At 46.4% G+C, this 20873-nt stretch carries 24 protein-coding genes; 11 read left to right on the top strand and 13 right to left on the bottom strand.

Going from position 1 to position 20873, the window contains the following annotated elements; genetic code table 11:
* The first annotated feature begins 30 nt into the window (after positions 1-30).
* Positions 31-1572 (top strand): inorganic phosphate transporter, encoded by a 1542-nt coding sequence (locus ACOGW3_RS09295; RefSeq protein ID WP_419902707.1) that lies wholly within the window; start codon positions 31-33, stop codon positions 1570-1572.
* Between the two features lie 80 nt (positions 1573-1652).
* Here the strand turns inward: ACOGW3_RS09295 and ACOGW3_RS09290 are convergent, their stop codons facing one another.
* Both ACOGW3_RS09290 and ACOGW3_RS09285 read right to left on the bottom strand, forming a co-directional pair.
* Positions 1653-2519 carry a DMT family transporter gene (locus ACOGW3_RS09290; RefSeq protein WP_419902706.1) on the bottom strand — a complete coding sequence of 289 codons (867 nt, stop codon included), beginning with the start codon at positions 2517-2519 and terminating at the stop codon, positions 1653-1655.
* 110 nt (positions 2520-2629) lie between these two features.
* Positions 2630-3502 carry a trans-sulfuration enzyme family protein gene (locus ACOGW3_RS09285; protein ID WP_419902705.1) on the bottom strand — a complete coding sequence of 291 codons (873 nt, stop codon included), beginning with the start codon at positions 3500-3502 and terminating at the stop codon, positions 2630-2632.
* A gap of 49 nt (positions 3503-3551) precedes the next feature.
* Here ACOGW3_RS09285 and tnpA (ACOGW3_RS09280) point away from each other — a divergent pair, with 49 nt between their 5' ends.
* A complete protein-coding gene (gene tnpA, locus ACOGW3_RS09280) occupies positions 3552-3986 on the top strand; it encodes an IS200/IS605 family transposase (protein WP_419901075.1) in 435 nt (144 codons plus the stop codon).
* 73 nt (positions 3987-4059) lie between these two features.
* On the opposite strand, the gene ACOGW3_RS09275 is transcribed toward tnpA (ACOGW3_RS09280), so the two are convergent.
* Positions 4060-4410, bottom strand: a complete 351-nt coding sequence (locus ACOGW3_RS09275; protein WP_419902704.1) for a PLP-dependent transferase — start codon at positions 4408-4410, stop codon at positions 4060-4062.
* 120 nt (positions 4411-4530) lie between these two features.
* On the opposite strand from ACOGW3_RS09275, the gene ACOGW3_RS09270 reads away from it, so the two are divergent.
* A complete protein-coding gene (locus tag ACOGW3_RS09270; RefSeq protein WP_419902703.1) occupies positions 4531-5463 on the top strand; it encodes a LysR family transcriptional regulator in 933 nt (310 codons plus the stop codon).
* 59 nt (positions 5464-5522) lie between these two features.
* On the opposite strand, the gene ACOGW3_RS09265 is transcribed toward ACOGW3_RS09270, so the two are convergent.
* On the bottom strand, positions 5523-6173 hold the full coding sequence (locus tag ACOGW3_RS09265; protein WP_419902702.1) for a histidine phosphatase family protein: 651 nt from the start codon (positions 6171-6173) through the stop codon (positions 5523-5525).
* A gap of 9 nt (positions 6174-6182) precedes the next feature.
* A complete protein-coding gene (locus ACOGW3_RS09260; RefSeq protein WP_419902701.1) occupies positions 6183-6962 on the bottom strand; it encodes an adenosylcobinamide-GDP ribazoletransferase in 780 nt (259 codons plus the stop codon).
* On the opposite strand from ACOGW3_RS09260, the gene ACOGW3_RS09255 reads away from it, so the two are divergent.
* Both ACOGW3_RS09255 and cobT read left to right on the top strand, forming a co-directional pair.
* Complete coding sequence (locus ACOGW3_RS09255) at positions 6961-7167, top strand: hypothetical protein (protein WP_419902700.1); 207 nt, start codon at positions 6961-6963, stop codon at positions 7165-7167. The genes ACOGW3_RS09260 and ACOGW3_RS09255 overlap by 2 nt on opposite strands.
* 80 nt (positions 7168-7247) lie before the next feature.
* A complete protein-coding gene (cobT, locus tag ACOGW3_RS09250) occupies positions 7248-8279 on the top strand; it encodes a nicotinate-nucleotide--dimethylbenzimidazole phosphoribosyltransferase (RefSeq protein ID WP_419902699.1) in 1032 nt (343 codons plus the stop codon).
* A 39-nt stretch (positions 8280-8318) separates the two neighbouring features.
* On the opposite strand, the gene ACOGW3_RS09245 is transcribed toward cobT, so the two are convergent.
* Positions 8319-9488: an RNA-guided endonuclease TnpB family protein gene (locus tag ACOGW3_RS09245; RefSeq protein ID WP_419901410.1), complete on the bottom strand. Its 1170-nt coding sequence runs from the start codon at positions 9486-9488 to the stop codon at positions 8319-8321.
* Between the two features lie 22 nt (positions 9489-9510).
* Between ACOGW3_RS09245 and tnpA (ACOGW3_RS09240) the strand changes: the two genes are divergently transcribed.
* Positions 9511-9933 (top strand): IS200/IS605 family transposase, encoded by a 423-nt coding sequence (gene tnpA, locus ACOGW3_RS09240; protein ID WP_419901409.1) that lies wholly within the window; start codon positions 9511-9513, stop codon positions 9931-9933.
* An 85-nt stretch (positions 9934-10018) separates the two neighbouring features.
* On the opposite strand, the gene ACOGW3_RS09235 is transcribed toward tnpA (ACOGW3_RS09240), so the two are convergent.
* The gene (locus ACOGW3_RS09235; RefSeq protein ID WP_419902698.1) at positions 10019-10885 is read right to left on the bottom strand and encodes an ABC transporter permease; all 867 of its coding nucleotides are present in this window, start codon (positions 10883-10885) and stop codon (positions 10019-10021) included.
* A gap of 2 nt (positions 10886-10887) precedes the next feature.
* Positions 10888-11676, bottom strand: coding sequence for an ABC transporter ATP-binding protein (locus ACOGW3_RS09230; RefSeq protein WP_419902697.1), 789 nt, complete (start codon positions 11674-11676; stop codon positions 10888-10890).
* Positions 11677-11782: 106 nt separating this feature from the next.
* On the opposite strand from ACOGW3_RS09230, the gene ACOGW3_RS09225 reads away from it, so the two are divergent.
* Together ACOGW3_RS09225 and ACOGW3_RS09220 are read left to right on the top strand one after the other, a co-directional pair.
* Positions 11783-13144 (top strand): ActS/PrrB/RegB family redox-sensitive histidine kinase, encoded by a 1362-nt coding sequence (locus ACOGW3_RS09225; RefSeq protein WP_419902696.1) that lies wholly within the window; start codon positions 11783-11785, stop codon positions 13142-13144.
* Between the two features lie 109 nt (positions 13145-13253).
* Positions 13254-13808: an ActR/PrrA/RegA family redox response regulator transcription factor gene (locus ACOGW3_RS09220; protein WP_419902695.1), complete on the top strand. Its 555-nt coding sequence runs from the start codon at positions 13254-13256 to the stop codon at positions 13806-13808.
* A 37-nt stretch (positions 13809-13845) separates the two neighbouring features.
* Here ACOGW3_RS09220 and ACOGW3_RS09215 read toward each other — a convergent pair whose 3' ends face one another.
* From ACOGW3_RS09215 to ACOGW3_RS09205, 3 genes are all read right to left on the bottom strand, one after another.
* Positions 13846-15168, bottom strand: coding sequence for a hypothetical protein (locus ACOGW3_RS09215; RefSeq protein ID WP_419902694.1), 1323 nt, complete (start codon positions 15166-15168; stop codon positions 13846-13848).
* 206 nt (positions 15169-15374) lie between these two features.
* A complete protein-coding gene (locus ACOGW3_RS09210) occupies positions 15375-15800 on the bottom strand; it encodes a cupin domain-containing protein (protein ID WP_419902693.1) in 426 nt (141 codons plus the stop codon).
* A gap of 41 nt (positions 15801-15841) precedes the next feature.
* Positions 15842-16270 carry a carboxymuconolactone decarboxylase family protein gene (locus ACOGW3_RS09205; RefSeq protein WP_419902692.1) on the bottom strand — a complete coding sequence of 143 codons (429 nt, stop codon included), beginning with the start codon at positions 16268-16270 and terminating at the stop codon, positions 15842-15844.
* A 118-nt stretch (positions 16271-16388) separates the two neighbouring features.
* On the opposite strand from ACOGW3_RS09205, the gene ACOGW3_RS09200 reads away from it, so the two are divergent.
* Both ACOGW3_RS09200 and rfaE1 read left to right on the top strand, forming a co-directional pair.
* Positions 16389-17273, top strand: a complete 885-nt coding sequence (locus ACOGW3_RS09200; RefSeq protein ID WP_419902691.1) for a LysR family transcriptional regulator — start codon at positions 16389-16391, stop codon at positions 17271-17273.
* A gap of 84 nt (positions 17274-17357) precedes the next feature.
* Entirely contained in the window at positions 17358-18854 is a 1497-nt protein-coding gene (rfaE1, locus tag ACOGW3_RS09195; protein WP_419902690.1) for a D-glycero-beta-D-manno-heptose-7-phosphate kinase, read from the top strand.
* A 31-nt stretch (positions 18855-18885) separates the two neighbouring features.
* Here the strand turns inward: rfaE1 and ACOGW3_RS09190 are convergent, their stop codons facing one another.
* Positions 18886-19278 (bottom strand): hypothetical protein, encoded by a 393-nt coding sequence (locus ACOGW3_RS09190; RefSeq protein ID WP_419902689.1) that lies wholly within the window; start codon positions 19276-19278, stop codon positions 18886-18888.
* A 107-nt stretch (positions 19279-19385) separates the two neighbouring features.
* The gene (locus tag ACOGW3_RS09185) at positions 19386-20015 is read right to left on the bottom strand and encodes a carbonic anhydrase (protein ID WP_419902688.1); all 630 of its coding nucleotides are present in this window, start codon (positions 20013-20015) and stop codon (positions 19386-19388) included.
* Positions 20016-20177: 162 nt separating this feature from the next.
* On the opposite strand from ACOGW3_RS09185, the gene ACOGW3_RS09180 reads away from it, so the two are divergent.
* Positions 20178-20783, top strand: coding sequence for a DNA-3-methyladenine glycosylase I (locus ACOGW3_RS09180; RefSeq protein ID WP_419902687.1), 606 nt, complete (start codon positions 20178-20180; stop codon positions 20781-20783).
* Positions 20784-20873: the final 90 nt, after the last annotated feature.

Genomic DNA, 20873 nt, shown 5'->3' with positions numbered 1-20873 from the left:
TTCCGATTTGGATGTGTGAAGGTTTGAAAAATGACGGCGTCTGACAATTCAGGAAGTGCTAACCAGTCTTCTTCAGAAGATACAAAGCTAGCAAAACCCTCGTTAGATAAAGATCTCAGCAAGATTGTTACTATGGAAGAGGCCTCACGGTCTATTTCTCAACAAGTGTTTGCTCCCGGTATGGCAATCCTATTTCTCGCTGTTGCAGGGGGTTTTGCCTCTATCCTGATCGGGGCACAGCCAAACGCTGTTTACATCGTCGTCGCCGCTACACTCGGTGGTTATATGGCGCTGAATATTGGCGCGAACGATGTCGCCAATAATGTGGGTCCTGCGGTTGGGTCCCGTGCCTTGACCATGACTGGTGCCCTTATCATTGCTGCAATCTTTGAAAGTGCAGGGGCATTGCTCGCGGGTGGCGATGTTGTGTCCACCATTTCAAAAGGTATTATTGATCCATCTCTTGTTCCCGATAGCCAGACCTTTATCTGGGCAATGATGGCGGCTCTATTTGCATCAGCTCTTTGGGTTAATCTCGCCACTTTTATAGGAGCTCCCGTATCGACGACCCACGCCGTTGTCGGTGGTGTTATGGGCGCTGGTATTGCTGCGGTTGGCTTTAATGCCGTTAACTGGTTTACCATGAGTAAGATTGCGGCCAGTTGGGTTATCTCCCCGGTCCTTGGCGGTGTCATTGCTGCGCTGTTCCTCGCCTTTATTAAAAGCAATATCATCTACCGTGATGATAAAATTGCTGCTGCGAGACGCTGGGTACCGATGTTGTTGGCGATTATGGCCACAGCCTTTTCCTGTTACCTGATGATGAAGGGTCTCAAGAAAATCTGGAAACCTGACTATGCAACGGTAGCCATGATTGGCGCAGCCGTGTTCGTCGCATCCTATGCCATTTTGAAACCGATCATTCGCAAGCAATCCGAAGGTCTGGAAAATCGTAATCAGTCGCTTCGTAAGTTATTTCAGCTTCCGCTTATTTTCTCTGCGGCGCTCTTGTCCTTTGCCCATGGTGCCAACGACGTCGCCAATGCAGTGGGACCCCTTGCTGCTGTGATGCACGCAGCACAATCAGGTGATATCGCGTCTAAGGTTACAATTCCGATTTGGGTGATGGTTATTGGTGCAGGTGGTATCAGTCTGGGCTTGTTCCTTTATGGGCCAAAACTTATCCGTATGGTTGGTGAACAAATCACCAAGATGAACCCGATGCGGGCCTATTGTGTTGCACTTTCTGCGGCGATTACAGTGATCATGGCGTCAGCTCTCGGACTTCCTGTGAGCTCGACCCATATTGCTGTTGGTGCGGTTTTTGGTGTTGGTTTCTTCCGTGAATACTACACAAAGAATAGCAAGCGTCGTCGTCAATACGTGAGCCAGCACCAAAGTCATCCTGAAACCAAACATCAGGGTTCCTCTTCCAATCGAGAAGAAGTTGGACGTAGAAAGTTGGTACGCCGTTCTCATTTCACCACGATCATCGCGGCTTGGGTTATTACCGTCCCTGCAGCAGCGCTACTATCCGCATCGATCTTCTTTGTCATAACATTTGTTATGTAAGACAAATATTAGATAAGACGAAACAAAGGCCCCTGTTTTGGGGCCTTTGTTGTTTGGAATTATTGTATGTTATGGAAATCTCATCTCTTCTTAACCGCAATAATGACACCCGCCATGATAAGTGCGGCTGATATTAAAAATCTTAATGTTATGGGCTCAGAAAGAAAAATAGCGCCGCCCATCATGGCAAGAGCAGGGACGGTTAACTGAGCAACAGAAGCCGTTATTGTATCAAGACGGGGCAGAACAGAATACCAAAGCGCGTAGCCGAGGCCGGATGTTATGGCCCCAGAAGCAATCGCAAAAAACACGCCGCGTTGGGTGAGTTCAATCTGGTCTGGAAAGGCAAACCATATCAAGGCAACAAGAGGGATCGCAAAGAGAAAGCTTTTCTGTGTCGCAACTAAGGGATTTTCAACCTTCCGGCCAATCAAGGAATAAACGCCCCAGCCAATGGCAGCACCAGCCATTAAAAGAGTCTCGAAGAGCAGAGGGGTGACACCCGTCGGTGCCAAAAGCCAAACCAAACCAGCGATTGCGAGAATACTGCCAAACCATCGTTGCCGGGTAATTTTTTCGCCCGTGTAAAGCGCGCCAACAAACATGGTAATCTGTACGCCGCCAAACAAAATCAGAGCGCCTATTCCTGCGTCGAGTGATACATAGGCAAATGAAAAGCCTAAGATATATACGCTCAGGGATAGAATAGACGTGAGGTTTATTTTGGGCTTTTTGTGTGCCGGTGTCGATTTCACGGGCACTTTCTCGGGTCCTTTGAAAGACACCAAAAAAAGTAGAATTGCGGCACCAGAGAGAACACGAATGAGAGCAAATCCAGAGGGACCAATCTCTCCTTCCGCCAGGGACAAGCGATTAAAGATAGAGTTGGCGGCAAAGGCCACCATGGTCAGACTGGTGAGGAGGAAAAGCTTAATCTGGAGACCCATTTTGAGTAAGTTCCGCTTGGGTGTTTGGGGCGATATTGTGCATTTATATTTTGTGAGGAACATTGCATTGGCGGATCAAAACCATATTGATCCGCCGTAGGCTTTATCCGTTAGCTGAATGCGCGTGTAAGTGCTTGCTCTAAATCATAGATAAGATCATCGGGGTCTTCGATACCGATAGATAATCGGAGCAAACGCGGATGCACAGGGAAGCCTTCACCAGATACGGTTTTGCGATGTTCCACGAGGCTTTCCACGCCGCCAAGAGAAGTGGCCGGGTAGAACAGCTGACAAAACCGGGTCACATCAATGGCATTTTGCTCTGTTCCCCGGATAATGACAGACATCATGACACCAAACTGGCCATCGGTTTGCCTTTTGGAAACCTCATGGCCAGGGTCAGAAGGTAAACCCGTATAAAGAACGGCTTCTATATGCTGATGTCCCTCAAAGTGCTTGGCAATTGCCATGGCGTTCTTGCACGATTTCTCAACCCGTAAGAACAAAGTCCGCATTCCACGTATCAATAGCCAGGCATCAAAGGAATGCAGGACTGTGCCCTGTAACTTACGGATCCAGAAAATGTCTTCCCAATACTGGCCGATTTCTTTGACAGACAATACACCTGCGGTGATATCAGAGTGGCCATTTAGATACTTGGTCGCCGAGTGAAAGGCGAAGTCTGCCCCAAGATCTAATGCGCGGGTCATGCAGGGTGGTGTTCCGGTGCAATCCGCAAGTAGTTTGGCCCCGGCGTTATGGGCGATCTCTGCCGCGGCGGTAATATCTGTTACTTCCCAGTTAGGGTTGTTGGGTGTTTCGACCCAGACCAGTTGGGTTTCGCCCGGTCTCACAGCGGCGGCCATTTCGTCCAGGTTACCAGCCGTGTAAGAGCTCACGTGAATGCGTTTGTTGGCTTCATAATTTAATCCGGTAAACCCCCGGCTATGCCGGGGGACTCTCAATGGTTTGACCGTTCCCACGGTCTTACATTTCTTTGTTTATTGACCAAAATAACAAAGGAATTAGCCGATGAGAGATTACAAAAGCCTTGCACATACGAGATGGGATTGTAAATACCACGTGGTTTTCATCCCTAAACGCAGGAAAAAAGTTATCTATGGCAACCTACGTCAGTATCTTGGTGAAATTTTCCATGAACTGGCCGGGCATCGCGAAAGTAAGATTGAGGAGGGCCATTTGATGCCGGATCACATTCACATGTGTATCAGCATACCGCCCAAACATGCTGTTTCAAAAGTCGTTGGATACCTAAAAGGAAAAAGCGCGATTGCCATAGCTCGAAAATTCAAAAATAAAGCACGGAATTTCAAGGGTGAAAATTTTTGGGCCCGTGGATATTTCGTCTCAACTGTAGGGCTCGATGAACAGATGGTGAGGGAGTATATCAGAACGCAAGAAGAGCGTGATAAGTACTTTGACCAAATGGATATATTCAATCCATAACCGCTTTAGCGGTTCCCAATTTGCCCCTTTAAGGGGCTCACCCGCTTAAGCCCCCGGCTTTGCCGGGGGTCATTTAACTTTGAATTTGTTGTAAGACGCCGTGATACATGACTTTCGGCACCACAACATGCGCCCCCGTTGGCAGGTTTTCCAATACTGCGGTACAGGCGGACATGCCAGACGAAAACAGGAAAGATTCCTCTGCATTCTCTAGTTCTTTGATAATGGCTTCGGCATGGGCCGTCGTTTGACTGCCATCTCGGCGATACCAGTAGGGCTTGCGGACTTCGTAATTTTCATCCCGTGCATAAGTTGCCGCCGGTTGAATAGAAGGCACCACGGCACCGGTTTCAGCTTCAACAAAATGTAGCGCTTGCGTTACGCGAGTTACAATTGATTGTTTGCTGTTGTTTTTATCAGGCAATGGATTGTTCCTTATTATCATTTCTGGCCGTCTTTTCGGTCGCCATTCCGGGGCATCGTTTTGGTTTAATTGACATAATGTTTCATTCATCTAAACTCATAGTCAAATTAGGAAATACTCATGACGTTTGGACAGCTCGAAATTCTAGTCGCCTTGGCTGATGCGCGCGGGTTTACCCTGGCAGCTCAGCGGTTGGGCATTACCCAATCTGCCGTATCACACGCCATAAAAAGTCTCGAAACAGAGTTTGGGACCGAGTTAGTGGTACGCCGCCACGTACAAGTGGATTTCACTGAAATTGGGATAAGGTTGTTGTCGCGGGCGCGTGAAATCCTGGGCCTCTCCGAAACAATGCGTCAGGAAGCGGCAAGTTTTCGGGGGTTGAAGATGGGGAGTGTAAGGGTTGCTTCCTTTGGACCGTCATCTTCGCTTCATCTACTGCCAAACATTCTTGCCGAGTTTCGTAAGGCCTATCCGGAAATTGATGTTTATGTCGAAGAAGGCCCGGATGAAGAAGTTGTGCGATGGATCGAGGAACGCAAGGTTGATCTTGGTTTTGTTGTTTTGCCAGATGACCGTTTTGAAACATATCCTTTAATAGAAGATCAGTTTGTCGCCCTGATCCCAAGGGATCACGTTCTGGCGGACCAACCCGCCGTTAAATTAAAAGAAATCTGCGATCATCCTTTCATCATGACAGAGGCCGGATCCGAAGGGGGGATTGCACAGCTTTTTTCAAATGCCGGACTACGCCCAACGACCCGGTCCAAAACATCCCAAGTCCTCAGCACAATGGCTTTGGTCAGCCAAGGTGAAGGCGTTGCGGTCGTCGCAGAACTCGCCTTACCTTTAACCACTGGTTTTGCAGGTTTTAAAGTGAAACCGCTTGCGCCCTTAAAGAAACGCTCAGTTGGCCTGGCTTTGCACAGTAACGAACAGGCAACACCAGCCACACGGGCCTTTATTCAAACAGCTCTTTCATTGAAAAAGCGCAAATCTCTCCTGCTTCCACCATCAGATAATCCCCTGACGATAAACATTGAAAAAGGTTGATTTCTTTCACTGCCCTTATGTAGAACTGGTCTGCACAGAATTTCTATTCTAAAGAACGTTTAAGGTGTTTGAAACTGGAGCGGTTCTGCGTTGACACAACCAATGCCCCAGGAAGAATGTGCCTGGATTGGATCGTCTTCGGCGCCGTAGTGATCTAGTTTTGTTAGAGACAGGTTGCCAACTGTTAGACCCAATGCTTTTTCAGAGGAAAGACCTAGGGCTTTGGCCACTGCTGCTCTGATAGTACCGCCGTGGGTCACAGCAATGATATCTCGTCCTTTGAAGGTGTTGTTGAGTTTATCGATGGCACCTGAGGTTCTGTACATCAAGGCTTCAAAACTTTCACCACCGGGAGGCGCTTCGGCCGCAGGGGCCAGCCAGAAACGATGCCAGGCATCACCCCGAATTTCGCCCAATTCCGTATGTGTCATCCCCTGCCAATTACCAAATGATTGCTCTTGTAGTTCATGAATTTCAGTAAAAGGAGGGAACTCTGATGTGCTCATCTCTGCACGAACGGCCTCTGCGGTTTGGTGAGTCCGTTTCAAATTACTTGTTACCCAAACAGCGTCTTGCGGAACAACAGAAGCCAAAGCCTTAAAGGCCGCTTTATTGCTGCAATCACAGTTTAAGTCTTGATTGCCGTATATTGTACCGTTGTTCTCGGTGACAGGTGCATGCCTGATCCACCACCATCTAGTTTGTGTCATGAAATTTTCCTAAGTGATGTAACTTATCACCGTGAGGTACACGGTGATTTCACAAAGCTGTACGCCTGCTCCTAATACGTCACCTGTGTAGCCACCAATCTGCTTCATGCTCAACCATGAGAGAAGTATGATAACCAGTAAAGCAAGACTGAGTACGATAGCTGCGGATAACGTTGGTAAGAGAGTAAATACAATAAGCAGGGTTAAAAGAAAGCCACCATAGCTGCTGCGAAGCTTGGGCTTACTTGCCATGGCTGCAAGGCCTTCTGAACGGGCCAGAGGGAGGTGGCTCATGATAAGCGGCGCATAACCCCGGCCAATAATGTGCGCGGCAATAATAACCGAAATGGCACCATTTAGATAAGCCGGTACCCCTCCTGCTTGATCCCCGATTATTTGATCTTGGGTCCCCCATTCCAGAAGGCTACCAATAAGCACGGTTCGTAGTAGAACTGAAATGCAAAGAGCGAGAGCACCGTAGCTCCCGATCATGCTATCCTTCATTATCTCAAGCTTACGTTCACGTTTGTGAGCCCCGCCAAAACCATCGGCGACATCGGCAAGCCCGTCTTCGTGCAGGGCCCCTGTGATCAATATGGTCGTTGTTATTGCCAATAAGGCACTGGCGTAGACGGGTAAGTGAAAAAATTCAGCGATAATCAAAATAAACGATGCCGAAGCCCCGACAACCAAGCCAACCAAAGGGAAAGCCCAAGATGCCTCTGCAAGGGGACGGCTTGTTGGGTTGCCTTGATTGTCCGCAGGATAAGGTACAGGAATTCGCGTCATGAAAGCGAAAGCAATCCTGATATCTTGTTCCATTCTACTAAAAAAAGACAGTTGGGCAGAGGTTGAGTTGGTCATGAGTGCCTTCCAAGGCCAAAAGCGACAAATAGTGTTGTTTTGGGGTAAAGACAAAGCTTTGACGCTATGCTATGGCTTTGCCCAAGAATTGAAATGGCAATTCAAAGTCCCAAGCAACAATTGCCGTTGAATGACGGTTCTGTAAAGTGCTTTGATGATCAAAAGGTAACGAACTCCTGTGTAAATTCAGGGGCAAGGGAGAGAATAATAATGGCCGACGTAGCTTCTGTTTCAACACTTGATGAAATTCGGGTTCTATTAAAGGAACTCCCCGGGCCAGATCGCGGAGCTGCTAAAGCCGCTGAGGAGCGTCAAAGCCAATTGACCAAACCGCTTGGTGCGCTTGGACGTTTGGAAGAACTGGCCATTTGGTTGGCATCTTGGCAGGGGAAGGCTAAGCCAGAGGTCGAACGTCCTTTTACCGCTGTTTTTGCCGGGAATCATGGAATTGCTGCGAAAGGGGTCTCGGCTTACCCTGCAGAAGTAACCAAGCAGATGGTGGCAAATTTCATTCATGGCGGAGCCGCGGTAAATCAACTCTGTAGTATGGCTGATTCGGATCTGAGGGTTTACGAACTCGCATTGGATGAACCAACGGCTGATTTTAGCGAAGCGCCAGCAATGTCAGAGGAAGATTTCGTTCGTGCCATTGCCTATGGAATGATGGCCGTTGAAGAAGGTATTGAAGTGCTTGCCCTTGGTGAAATGGGCATCGGAAATACCACCTCTGCAGCTGCAATATGTACAGCGTTGTACGGTGGTGATGCCGCTGACTGGGTTGGTCGTGGCACAGGTGTTGATGACGAGACACTGACCTTGAAAACAAATCTCATTAATCAGGCTATTGCCCTACACAAACCAACGTTTGAAAACGATCCTTTCCAGATCCTCCGTTGTGTTGGCGGTCTTGAACTCGCCGCGATCGTGGGTGCCGTTATTGCAGCTCGTTTGGCAAGAACCCCTGTAGTCCTTGATGGCTATACCTGTACAGCAGCTGCGGCTGTACTCCATGCCATTGATGATCGTCTGCTAGATCACTGTGTTGTTGGGCACCAATCCGTAGAGCCGGGTCATGTTGCTCTGATGGAAAATATTGGTAAAGAAGCTTTGGTGAATTTCAATATGCGTCTGGGTGAGGGGTCCGGTGCTGTCTTGGCGATCCAGATCTTGAAAGCCGCTTGTGCTTGTCATAATGGAATGGCGACCTTTGCCGAAGCTGGGGTGAGCGGCCCTGCTGATTAGTGACTACTCCTCGCCCTAAAGGACGAGGCTTCTTGTTTCTCAGGCTGCAACTGGCAGTGTGCCAGAATTACGCGAGCCTCCACAAGCAGAGACGGATAGCCCTTCCGCCTTTAGTTTCAGGATACCTTGCTGCCGAATATTGATGGCAGCGTTAATATCGCGGTCATGCTCTTGGTCGCAGGTCTGGCACGTCCATTGCCGCACCGACAGCGGCATAGCATCAACCTTAGTGCCGCAATCAGAACAGGTCTTACTGGATGCAAACCACTGGTCAATTTGCACGAGGTGCTTACCTGACCAAGCTGTTTTGTAGGTCAGCTTTCGGAGCAATTCGCCCCATGCCGCGTCAGCGATATGTTTGGCAAGCTTCCTATTCTTGAGCATGTTTTTGACTTTCAACGTCTCCACGCAGATTGCTTGATTTTCGTCAACCAGTCGTTTTGACAATTTATGTTGAAAGTCATTGCGCGTGTTGGCAGTTCTTTCGTGAGCCTTGGCAACAAGTACACGCGCCTTGTTGCGGTTTGCCGACCCTTTCTTCTTTCGTGACAGTGTTTTTTGCTTGCGGCGCAAATTGGCCGCCGCACGTTTCAAAATACGGGGGTTCTTTTGTTTTTCACCCGTGCTGGCAATCGCTAAATGCGTTATGCCCAAATCAATACCCGTCACCGCGTCCGCTTCAATCGTTTTTAAGAGGGCTGGAACCTCCAGCCCATCATCACACAAGATTGACGCATAGTACTTACCTGTTTGAGTGCGCGAGATGGTGACGGTCTTAATCTTACCTACAATCTCACGGTGCAGAACTGCTTTGACCGTGCCGACTTTGGGCAAGTACAGACTGACACCATTTACAATTTTGACCCGTTGCGGGTAGGACATGGCTTGTTTGCCGTGTTTGCTCTTAAAGCGGGGATAGCGGCCCTGTTTTCTAAAAAATCGCTTAAAGGCATCATCCAAATGCATCACCGATTGTTGCAAGGCTTGGCTATCGGCTTCCTTTAGCCAGCCTGTTTCTTCCGTGGCTTTCAGTTCAACGAGCTTGTCCAAGGTCTGGCGCTTGCTGATGCTTTCGCCGCGCTCTTTCCAAGCGGAGCTACGCCAGCCCAAAGTAAAATTATACGCCCACCGCATCGCGCCAAATTGAAAGGCAAACGCCTTCCTCTGGTCAACAGTGGGATACAATCGGACTTTGGTTGCCTTTAGCATATCTCGACTCTACCATTGGTCTATGGACAACTCAAATGAATATCGCACAGGAAGACATTGTGTTTTTGCGCTACACGTACACTTGGTATTTATTACCAAATACCGCAGAGATGTGCTGTCAGAACTGGCTATACAGGACTTGCGGCACATCTTTGCCAAGGTCTGCAACGACTTTGAGGCGCAACTCGTCGAGTGTGACGGGGAAGACGACCATGTGCATCTGCTTATCAATTATCCGCCCAAAATATCCCTCTCTAAGCTGGTCAACAGTCTCAAGGGTGTATCCAGTCGCCGTTTGCGAAGCTTTCGCCCTGAAATTACGGGTAGGTATCGCAAAGGTGTCCTTTGGTCGCCGTCTTATTTTGCCGCTTCATGTGGTGGTGCGCCGCTCGATATTATCCGCAAATATGTCGAAACGCAGCGAGCCAACAAAAAACCGCGCTAGCGCGGTTGCGCCTTATATCCCCGCCCTGAAGGACGAGGTTTTACGGCGCGTTCCGATAAACGGACTACCTTATAAAAAGCCTGCTCTACTCTCCTATTTGCAATAGAAGGCCACGTTTTCTCGCCACATGATAAGACCAGAGAAAGACGCCCATACCTATTAAGAAGTAGAGCAGGTTCAATCCAAGTGAATGCAAATAGAGATTAAGTTGAAATCCCTCACCAAATAAAATGGCACGCATGCCCTCAAATACAGGGGCGGTGGGCAGGCACCATGCAAGGGTTTGCAGCCAGTCGGGGAGAATTTCAACTGGATAGTATATCGCAGAAATAGGGGCGATTAAGAATATGGTGAGCCAAGCCATCGATTCTGCACCTAATCCAACCCTGAGTATCAAAGCGCAAACAAGAAGACCAATCGACCACCCCATTATCAACAGATTCGAAAAAAAGAGCACCAGCGGTAAGCCGAGGTCGTAAATGGATACCTTGTAAAAAAGAACGGCAAGAAAGGTCGCCGGGACTATCCCTATTATGGTTCTGATCATACTCATCATCATTAGACTGATCAGAAACTCAACCGGCCGAAGAGGGCTGACGGCAAGATTGCCAATGTTTCGAGACCAAAGTTCTTCGAGGAATGACAAGCTAAAGCCAAGTTGTCCGCGAAAAAGAATATCCCAGAGCAAAACAGCAGAAATCAACACGCCGGTGGCTTGCGCGACATAGCTACTATTGGTCATGAGGAATTGGGTAATAAAGCCCCAAAGAACCATTTGTATAGAAGGCCAATACATCATTTCAAGGATGCGGGGCCAGGATGCCTTCATCAGGTATAGGTGCCGGAGTAAAACGGCTTGAATACGCATTAGCCCTGACGAACTTCTTATCAAAGCCATTTCAGGATGAAGAGAGGGCAAAGAATTTGTTCCTTCGAAAGGAGCTCTTGTCATCTTCAAAGATCTCCAAGCTCAAGATTATCCCGCGGTGGATCCTTTTCTTGAATATCCGGGCTGATTCGATCCCGGGCAATGTCCAAAAAGACTTCTTCTAAATTTGTTCTGCTATAGCGATGCAAGAGATCAGATGGAGTGCCTCGATCTACGATTTTACCCAACTTCATCATAAGCACACTATCACAGATCCGCTCCACTTCTGACATGTTGTGAGAAGCGAGTAAGATAGCGGCATGAGTACGCGATTGATAATCCTTGAGATAGCTCCTAACCCAGTCAGCTGTATCAGGATCTAAAGAGGCTGTGGGTTCATCCAAGAGTAAGATTTCAGGTTCATTAACAAGAGCTTTTGCCACGGATACACGGGTTTTTTGCCCCGAGGATAAACTGCCTGTCGGTCGATCAATAAACTCATATAAATCCAATTCGTCACAAAGAACGGCAACACGATCTTTGGCATTGACGATACCGTATAATTTACAGAAAAAATTTAAATTCTGCCGGACGGTAAGGCGTCTGGGGAGATCAACATAGGGCGATGAAAAATTAATCCGATGCATGATGCGAAAACGATTTTCAACAATATCCTCGCCCAGCAATCGTATGCTGCCTGCGGTGGGTAATAAAATGCCCAGGAGCATCGATATCGTTGTCGTCTTTCCCGCGCCATTTCCGCCGAGTAAAGCGACGGTTTCGCCTGCTTTTACTGAGAAAGTGATCGATTTTACTGCGCGTACCTCGTCATAATTTTTACAAAGCTTTTGAACATCTATGGAAAGTTGTGGCATCCAAGCAATATAGCAGGTTTCTGAAACATTTCTTGTTCTGTTTTTCCTCTGGCATGATATTCCTTACTCATTAAGGATAATGTTAATTTCAAATAGGGTGGGAAAGTTGAGTGCTTATTTCAAGCTCGAACCAGAATTAGGTTTGCAGCCAGAACAAGGGCGTGTGCGTTTACGTACGCTGGTGTTTATTCGGTGGATGGCTCTTTGTGGCCAAACTGTTGCACTCTTAACAGCTCATTTTGGTTTGGGCCTGGACCTTCCTTTGGTACCAGCCCTGTTTATTGTTTTTACATCCGGTGTTCTTAATATCGCGCAGATTGCGACGAGGCCCGCTTCTTCCTGGTTGAGAAACAAGGAAGCGACGATGGCTTTGGCATTTGATCTGGTCCAGGTTGCTGTCTTGCTGTCTTTAACCGGGGGGCTGACAAACCCATTTTCAATATTAATCCTAGGTCCCGTAACTGTTTCAGCATCGATTTTATCACGCCGAAGTACTATTTTTCTTAGCTTTCTCGCGATTGTTGCGGTTACGATAAACGTGTTTTGGTATTCGCCTTTGCCTTGGCCAGAGGGAAGTTTCTTTTTACATTCGCTATATCTCTATGGTCTTTGGGCCGCCCTGGTTTTTACCGCAATATTTCTGGCCGTATACGTATCGTCTTTAACCCATGAAGCGCGGTCGATGGGGGTTGCATTAGTTGCTTCGCAAATGGCATTGGCCAGGGAACAAAAACTCTCGGCCCTGGGGGGACTTGCGGCGGCGGCGGCGCATGAGCTTGGGAGTCCCTTGGGAACAATGCTTGTTGTGGCAAAGGAAATGAAAGAGGAGCTCCCCCCCGACGATATTTATTTGCCGGATGTTGAACTTCTCATTAGTGAGATTTTGAGGTGTCGCGAGATATTGCAAAACTTAGCGGCTTGGCCTGAAGAGGATGGGGGAGATCCTTACAATATTATACCGATTGTGAGCTTGATTGAGGCAGCAGTAGAACCGCACGATAAGCCAGAGATCAAGACTCGGATCACTTCGGATTTTGATCAAAGAGAGGCTAGTGAGAAAAAGGGTGGCGAACATCCGTTGGTGTTACGTAGTCCTGAAATTTTACATAGCCTGGGGCTCTTTGCTCAAAATGCTATCCAGTTTGCCCGGGAAAAAGTTGATATATCCATCGCTTGGGATGACCGAACCATAACCTTAATAATTCATGATGATGGGCCAGGATTTGATCCGCAAGTGTTGGGGAGGTTGGGGGATCCAATGCTATCGAGTAGGGAGAGTGCCCCAAAAGAAATCGAATCTCGAAAAGAAGAAGATGGTGAACACATGGGACTAGGGGTCTTTATTGCCACCACCTTACTTGCGCGTACCAGTGGTAAAGTTACCTATTCAAATCACGAGCAGGGTGGCGCAGTCGTAGAAGTGGTGTGGCCTCGGCAAAGGCTGGAAGTCACCGTAAATAATGCATGATTTTTTTGCACATCTGCATAGACAATTGCCACTTTGACCAACCGGTGCACTGCGCCTAAACTAACGTAAATAATTATAAAAACGAATTATATCTAGGGGTGAACAAGTAATGCCGGATTCACAAGAAGCTGAAATGAAAAAACTGCTTATTGTTGATGATGATGAACGTTTTGCTGAACGTTTGTCTAGAGCCATGGAGCGTCGAGGATTTGAAACGACGATTGCGAACTCCGTAGCAGATGGCATTAAAATAGCTAACACTCAAAATCAGGAATACGCTGTTGTTGATCTACGGTTACAAGACGGAAGTGGTCTGGATGTCGTAAAGGCTATTCATGAGACTTCTAAGGGAGCACGTGTCGTTGTTCTCACTGGTTATGGAAATATCGCAACTGCTGTCGCGGCCGTGAAGGTCGGGGCATTAGATTATCTACCTAAACCTGCTGATCCGGATCAAGTCGCAGCAACATTGCTTGAATCAAGTGAAGACGGTGATATGCCGCCGCCGCCTGAGTTGCCAATGACGGCTGACCGTGTTCGCTGGGAACATATCCAGCGGGTATATGAACAGTGTGATAGAAATGTATCTGAAACTGCACGTCGTTTACGGATGCATCGTCGCACGTTACAACGAATTCTGGCAAAATATGCGCCACATGCCTAAGTAATAAACCACGGAGATAAACTGGTGTCTTCGTGATTTAACTTTCTTGGGTTTGATTCTCTTCCGCTCTGTGGCGCGCCATAGCATCGGCTAATTCATGCGATTCTTCTGATGCTGTGCGCTTCCAATTCCTGGCATATTTATCGATGAAGAAACCTTGCATCAGTTTTATACCGAGATCTTTACCTGTGGTGATCGCATCTGCCGCACCACAGTGGCAGAGAATCATCCTATTTGGATCAACCTTGGTAATTGCAGCGCGGATGCTATCCCCTCGTGGGGTTTTAAGGAACTTGGTTAAATCTTGATTCCACTGCAGCTTTAAAAGATCAAAACCCATTGTACGTCGATCAATCATTGGCATTGACAAGTGGGTAATGCCATCAAGACATATTTTGTAACCACGTTCTTTCAGGAAATCTCTGGCAAAGGTAAAGCTCCCGACATCAGCGAACACATCTAGCAGCTGGAACTCAATAACAATTGATTTTCTTGCAGCTTCTCCTAGGGACTGGTCGAGCTTTAGAAATTCTTCTGATAAGGCTGTCGCGACATTCAGGTTCAAACTATAAGATCGAGAAAGAGATGAATCATCATTTTGTCGTAATATTACGAGCATTCTTTTATCGAGATATCGGGTCAGATCCTGAAAAAGCCATCGATTAGAAAGTAAATCATGTGTCGGCAAAATAGTTTTTTGAAGCTGATCAATGGAGAAAAATAGTTCCTTGAATAGTCCTTCTGGCTTTTGATCCCCGTTGAGCAAATATATTGCCTGCCTTTTCATCAAACTTGAAAGATCTGCCTGATCAATAGCTTTTGCCAGAATAGCTAAATGAGAAGGCATCAAAGGCGTGGTCGGCTTTTCAGTGGGTTTACCTTTTAAAGATGCAATGACTTCAGCTTTTTCTTTTAGTTTACTGGCTTCAAGTTCTTCATTTTTGTGGATCGCAAGAGCAATAAAATCGGAGTATTCTCGCTCTAAATCAAACCAGGTACAAAACTGGTCAGCATCAAGATTATAATCCCCTGCGAGTAATGGGTCGTCACTGAAAAGATAACGAAGTCGCAAAATTGTTTCATCAATTTGTGAAATTGTTGCCCCAGTTGTAATCATCACCAGGTCGTTATTGTGCAAACGAAATAATGTTCCTGAAAACTTTGCAATGAGATCTTCACAAGCATTTTGTGCAATCCGAAGATGATGCTGGCGCTGGTGGTACGGACGCAACCGCGAAAGATGCACGTGCACGGCTCTGCGGGTATCCGTTTGTTTTCCAATGCGTTTAACAAAGTCTAGGAAGACCTTTTCTTGGTTAAACGGGCCCTCAGGGCCTTTGCTTGAGAAAGAGTTATTCATGAAACCAGACTACTTAACGTCCTAATAAGAGCTATTGCGTGTATCATTAATACAGAGAAGAGTCTTCAAAGATCGTTAACCTTAAATTTTACAGATATATTTTATTAAGGTTTGTATCAAATCATGGTCAAGATAGCGCTAGGAGTGAGTGACTTCTCCCACCCCAAAGATTGCCCTTTGAGGTGGGATAGAAGGTAGAGATCAGTTTATTGGTTAGTTGGGCCTGACGTCGTTAGTTTATCTCCATCTTTTCTCACGAAAATTACAAGTAATTTGGCAATTTCTTTATTGCTGAGATTTTGTGTCAGAGTGTGTACAGAGCCCGGGGGCTCCACCCAGCTGTCGCCAGCGGAATAGTCAATTGCTTCGGCGTTATCTAGCTGACTTCTGACGTTACCAGCCAGAACATGAACAAAGACAAACGCATCGTGTTTGTGCGCGGGGGAAACGTTACCGGGGGGGAGTTGTACGGTAAGGGCCGTCAAGTTGTGGCCCGGAATATTTGTAAGTGATTCTTTAATTATGAGCTGCCGAATGACCTCTTTATCTGTTTCGTGTGCTGCTGCTGTACCCGTCGCTATTTCACTTACAAGCATGAGGGGTGTCAGTAAAAATAAAAGGATGGATCGCATAAGAGATATTCTTTTTAAAGGAGAGTTGCATTTACTTAAATTTACTGTGCGTGTGTTGTCACCGCGATCCGATTCCAGGCATTAATTACGGTTAATGTCATAATCAGTTGTGCGATCTGTTCGTCATTAAAGTGCGTTTGTAGATTACGATAAACTTCATCGCTTACACCTCGACGGGAAATCAGGGTAACTTCTTCGGTTAGGGCTAAGGCTGAACGTTCTTTTTCTGTAAACATCGGGGATTCTCTCCAAGCGGGAAGAGCAAGCAGGCGGTCGACAGTTTCGTTCTGATTTTGAGCTGCTTTGGAGTGCAATTGAATGCAATAGGCGCACCCGTTCATTTGAGAAGCACGTGTCTTTATTAATTCGACAAGTAATTCAGGTAAATCAACTGTCTTGAGATATTTCTCAAGTCCAAACATCGCTTCGTAAGCAGCTGGTTGGGTCGTGTAAATATTAACTCTGTTCATAGCCTTAATCTCTAAATTGGGGATGATATGAAAGAGATTAATTAGCTTCTTTAATCGTTATCAAAAATGCATTATTTGTTATCTAATTGTTGCCATAAATGCATTAATAAGGATCGTTATGATTAAGCTGGATGAGTTACGCATTTTCATAGCGGTAGCAGAGGCAGGAAGCTTTGTTGGTGCTGCGAACCGGATGAATATTACACCGCCTGTTGTGAGCCGGAGTATTAAGAATCTTGAAAGTAGATTAAAAACAACGCTCTTTAATCGAACAACGCGAAATATTCTCATCACGAACGAAGGTCAATGGCTGTTAAAACATGCTATAACCACAGTTGATGGTTTAGAGGAAATTCATACTCATTTTCGAGATAACAAGGCAGAGCCTGAGGGGCAATTAACCATCGATGCCGCAACGCCTTTTGTTTTACATGCGATCGCCCCGATAATTTCTCGATTTATTGAACTTTACCCAAAAATTGACATTAACCTTAGGAGTAATGAGTCTGTTTCTGATTTGATTCAAGATAAGGTCGACGTGGCTATAAGAGTGGGAGAGCTTAAGGATTCCACCCTGAAAGCCAAAAAGATTGGATATACTCACAGATCACTCTACGCTTCGTCCAATTATATAAAACAACATGGGGAACCGAAGTGTGTTGATGATTTAGCCGATCATAAATGTCTGGGATTTTCCAACCCGAAATCGCTTAATGTATGGCCTTTAAAAACGAAAACAGGAGAGTGGCTTACCATCATACCTTATATGCGTACAGATAGCGGGGAGGCACTGAAACAGTTATCTGTTTTCCATAACGGTATTATCTGTGTCTCTGATTTTACGGTACGGCAGGAATTGAAACGAGGGCAACTTATTCCCGTTCTTCAGGATAAAGTTGAACAACTCCCGATCCCGATTTCCGCGGTGTATTATTCCGAGCGTACAGTGGTAACGCATATTCGATTGTTTCTCGATTTTTTGTCAGAACAGACCAATTTTTAATTGGCTGTTAGCAAAAACCTTGCTCAAGAAGTCATTTGATAGCACAAAAGGTACCAATTCTTTTTAAAACTGGTTATCGCTTTAATGACTTTACAAACTTCCGCCGCTATTGACCTTCTTGATCTTGTTGCTCGTGTGGATGACTTGGCTGGTGCCAATGTCCAGACGGTTGGCGATTTGATGTTAGATCGATTTATCTATGGCCATGTAGAGAGAATTTCTCCGGAAGGGCCTATCCCGGTCTTAAAGATTGATCGACAGGTCTCAATGTTAGGTGGTTCGGGTAACGTGCTTCGAAATCTTGCCGCCGTTGGCGCTTCTACCCAATTTGTTGCAGTGGTTGGTGATGATTCCATCGGTCAGGAAGTATGTAAACTTGTCGAAGTTGAAACGGGCGAAGCCTCCCATGACCTCGTCATTGAACCGGGACGACAGACGACGGTAAAAGAGCGGTTTGTTGCGAGTAATCAACAGCTTCTTCGCGCAGATAGAGAAATGAGCGCTTCACTGAAAGCTGAGACATGTAACGCGATTGTTGCAAAGATTGAAAGAAGTGCTCCTCAAGCTCCGGTTTTGATTTTGTCAGACTACGGTAAGGGCGTGCTTACTCCTGCTACGTTAGAAAAAATAATTCAGGCTGGTTTAGACGCGGGTTGCCATATTATCGCTGATCCAAAGGGACGTGATTATAGTATTTACAGGGGGGTTTCTATTGTAACTCCTAACCGTCGTGAACTACATGAAGCCACAGGCATGTCTGTGGATGGTGATGACGCGGTTGTTGCTGCTTGTCAGCACTTAATTAAGACGTGCGGACTTAAGGGAGTTCTGGCAACGCGAAGTGAAGAGGGGATGACCCTTGTAACTGAAGACGGACTTGTTGAGCATCTGGATGCAGAAGCAAGAGAAGTCTTCGATGTATCAGGAGCGGGAGATACAGTTGTTGCCGTACTTGGAGCCGCACTTGCCGCTGGAATGGACCTAACCCAGGCAGCTTGGCTTGCAAACGTGGCCGCAGGTATTGTGGTTGGCAAAACTGGTACAGCTGTGGCCTATGGCAGTGAAATAAGACAAGCGCTTCTCGCGCGGAATGGATTATCTTCCCAAGGTAAAATTGCAGAACTGGAAACGGTTGTTCATCGTGTCGGGCAATGGCGGAGAGCTGGTTATAAAATCGGCTTTACTAATGGGAGCTTCGACCTTCTTCACCCGGGGCATATTTCATCTCTGCAACAGTCAAAGTCTGCTTGTGATCGGTTGATTGTTGGTTTGAATACCGATGCTTCGGTCAAGAGATACAAGGGGGAAAGTCGCCCTATTCAAAACGAAACCGCACGTGCAACTGTTCTTGCGGCACTTGAAATAGTTGATCAGGTTGTTTTGTTTGACGACGACACGCCACTATCGTTAATCGAAGCTATATTGCCTGATGTGCTTGTTAAAGGTGCTGATTACACCGTCGATCAAGTCGTTGGCGGCGATGTCGTGATCAACAATGGTGGTAAAGTTATTTTGGCAAATATTGAAGATGGCTTTTCAACGACTAATACTGTTGCCCGGATTAATAACGGCAAGCCTTGATTACTTGTTTACTAATGACGTGACACTAGCCTCAATTTAGAAAGTGTAAGAGAGCCGCAATCATAACTGCTGGTGCGAGCCAGAACGCACTGGCAAGGGCATAGGCAATATATCCAGATGCCTGTCCTTCATTTTTTAGGCGATCGTAGGCGCGCCGCTCGCGCCCAAGTAAGAAAATCAGGTAAAAACGATTTCGCCCGAAGGGAATCGAACGCCTTACCTCTACGGGGTGTTTGGCATACCCTCGGGCTCCAAACATCTGTTTGATGGCGTGCTTTTGTTCTTCTGTGAAAGTCGCGGCGACGTCGGGTGAAATTCGTTCGAAATAGTGCTTTATAAACAGATCAGTACTATTTTTCTCGTCACTTTCAAAGGCTTCCTGAGCTGGGCCGCCATTTCCGTTATCCAATTCTGCAAGAGCCATATCCCTGTTAGCGCGCGCGAGCGTACTATCCCCAAAGTTATTTTTATAGGGATAGCATGACTCGATTCATTTGATTAAACGTTAACGTTTAGAATCAACGAGCAGAATTATAGATTGATGAACGTATCTTGTTTTTCGTCGTAGCCAAAAAGCTCACCTGAAGAGAAATCGAAATACCAACCATGAAGCTCAAGGCGCCCATCCTCCACGCGCTCTTTCACAAAAGGAAAGCTCATAAGATTCTTAAGAGAATTTAATATGGAGGCTTGCTCTACACTGCGTTGAAACTCTTCCTTGTTCTGCTTACAGCAGTCGGTATTATTTTTGGCGTCTTTTGCAATCGACATCCAATTGGAAATAAACGTGCTGTCATCTTCTGTATCAACAGAGCCGTCGATTAACGCTTTGATACCACCACACATGGCGTGTCCCATAATGATGAGGTTAGGTATCTCGAGCTGTGTGATTGCAAATTCCAAAGCCGCAGATGTACCGTGATGCTTACTGTCAGCGGCAAATGGTGGGACAAGGTTGGCGACATTTCGAACCATAAACAAATCACCGGGAATTGTTCCGAGAACCGCCGATGGCTCAACACGAGAATCACAACAACTGATAACCATAGCTTTAGGGGATTGTCCCTTTTCGGCGAGAGAGCGCAACAGTGCCTCATCGCGACGGTAGTCTACAGTACGGTATGCGTGATACCCTTTAATCAGTGAATTGATTTCGCTCATTTCCCATCCTATATGTTTAATCGTTTAGTCTTGGGGCTTAGATAGTGATTGATTATCTGGTTATCAATCTCTTGTAAACCTACTGCCAATTGTACAAAGCAATGTGAGTTATTGCACTGTGACAATGTCAGTGTTTAAACCAGAGAAATGGAATGAATTACTATGGGGGCGACGTTGGGGAATAAGTCTGAAGAACCAGTACGTTGTGGCTGGGTGAGTGATGATCCTCTCTATTTGGATTATCACGATCAGGAGTGGGGTGTTCCCGTAACAAATGATCAAAAGCTTTTTGAAATGCTGATCCTTGAAGGCGCACAAGCTGGTTTGTCCTGGATTACTATTTTACGAAAACGCGAAAATTATAGGGCAGCCTTTGCTGATTTTGACCCCCAAAAAATTGCAGCCTTTACCGATCAGGATGTAGAAAGGTTGATGACGGACGCTGGAATCATACGTAACCGCCTGAAGGTAAAATCCGTGATTTCAAATGCAAAAGCTTGGATTGAAATCATGAAAGGGGGCGAAGGAGCGTTTTCTGCTTTTGTCTGGTCTGTTGTTGGTGACAAGAGCATTAACAATACCTGGCAGGATTTGGGGAGCGTACCGGCTTCAACGGTCGAATCAGAGCAATTGTCAAAACTATTTAAGAAACATGGCTTTAAATTTGTTGGCCCCACCATTTGTTATGCATATATGCAAGCGTGTGGAATGGTAAATGACCATGTAACAGACTGTTTTCGCCACGGTGAAGTTAAACCCCGTAGCTAGTTTATCAGTGCCAGTATTATCTATTTTATGAGGTTATTATGAACCCACTTTCCCTAAGTTCTTTTTTAAAGAAAATAACCCTGATTGCAG

It is taken from the genome of Kiloniella sp. (assembly GCF_965205715.1).
Classification (GTDB): Bacteria; Pseudomonadota; Alphaproteobacteria; order Kiloniellales; family Kiloniellaceae; genus Kiloniella.
The sequence above is the reverse complement of the archived record's forward strand: the minus strand, read 5'-3'. Positions and strand labels throughout refer to the sequence as shown.

Coding starts and splice junctions, on each gene's coding strand:
- ACOGW3_RS09295 (WP_419902707.1), top strand. CDS start 31: ATGACGGCGTCTGACAATTCAGGAAGTGCTAACCAGTCTTCTTCAGAA.
- ACOGW3_RS09290 (WP_419902706.1), bottom strand. CDS start 2,519: ATGGGTCTCCAGATTAAGCTTTTCCTCCTCACCAGTCTGACCATGGTG.
- tnpA (WP_419901075.1), top strand. CDS start 3,552: ATGAGAGATTACAAAAGCCTTGCACATACGAGATGGGATTGTAAATAC.
- ACOGW3_RS09270 (WP_419902703.1), top strand. CDS start 4,531: ATGACGTTTGGACAGCTCGAAATTCTAGTCGCCTTGGCTGATGCGCGC.
- ACOGW3_RS09265 (WP_419902702.1), bottom strand. CDS start 6,173: ATGACACAAACTAGATGGTGGTGGATCAGGCATGCACCTGTCACCGAG.
- ACOGW3_RS09255 (WP_419902700.1), top strand. CDS start 6,961: ATGAAAGCGAAAGCAATCCTGATATCTTGTTCCATTCTACTAAAAAAA.
- ACOGW3_RS09260 (WP_419902701.1), bottom strand. CDS start 6,962: ATGACGCGAATTCCTGTACCTTATCCTGCGGACAATCAAGGCAACCCA.
- cobT (WP_419902699.1), top strand. CDS start 7,248: ATGGCCGACGTAGCTTCTGTTTCAACACTTGATGAAATTCGGGTTCTA.
- ACOGW3_RS09245 (WP_419901410.1), bottom strand. CDS start 9,488: ATGCTAAAGGCAACCAAAGTCCGATTGTATCCCACTGTTGACCAGAGG.
- tnpA (WP_419901409.1), top strand. CDS start 9,511: ATGGACAACTCAAATGAATATCGCACAGGAAGACATTGTGTTTTTGCG.
- ACOGW3_RS09235 (WP_419902698.1), bottom strand. CDS start 10,885: ATGACAAGAGCTCCTTTCGAAGGAACAAATTCTTTGCCCTCTCTTCAT.
- ACOGW3_RS09230 (WP_419902697.1), bottom strand. CDS start 11,676: ATGCCACAACTTTCCATAGATGTTCAAAAGCTTTGTAAAAATTATGAC.
- ACOGW3_RS09220 (WP_419902695.1), top strand. CDS start 13,254: ATGCCGGATTCACAAGAAGCTGAAATGAAAAAACTGCTTATTGTTGAT.
- ACOGW3_RS09215 (WP_419902694.1), bottom strand. CDS start 15,168: ATGAATAACTCTTTCTCAAGCAAAGGCCCTGAGGGCCCGTTTAACCAA.
- ACOGW3_RS09210 (WP_419902693.1), bottom strand. CDS start 15,800: ATGCGATCCATCCTTTTATTTTTACTGACACCCCTCATGCTTGTAAGT.
- ACOGW3_RS09205 (WP_419902692.1), bottom strand. CDS start 16,270: ATGAACAGAGTTAATATTTACACGACCCAACCAGCTGCTTACGAAGCG.
- ACOGW3_RS09200 (WP_419902691.1), top strand. CDS start 16,389: ATGATTAAGCTGGATGAGTTACGCATTTTCATAGCGGTAGCAGAGGCA.
- rfaE1 (WP_419902690.1), top strand. CDS start 17,358: ATGACTTTACAAACTTCCGCCGCTATTGACCTTCTTGATCTTGTTGCT.
- ACOGW3_RS09190 (WP_419902689.1), bottom strand. CDS start 19,278: ATGGCTCTTGCAGAATTGGATAACGGAAATGGCGGCCCAGCTCAGGAA.
- ACOGW3_RS09185 (WP_419902688.1), bottom strand. CDS start 20,015: ATGAGCGAAATCAATTCACTGATTAAAGGGTATCACGCATACCGTACT.
- ACOGW3_RS09180 (WP_419902687.1), top strand. CDS start 20,178: ATGGGGGCGACGTTGGGGAATAAGTCTGAAGAACCAGTACGTTGTGGC.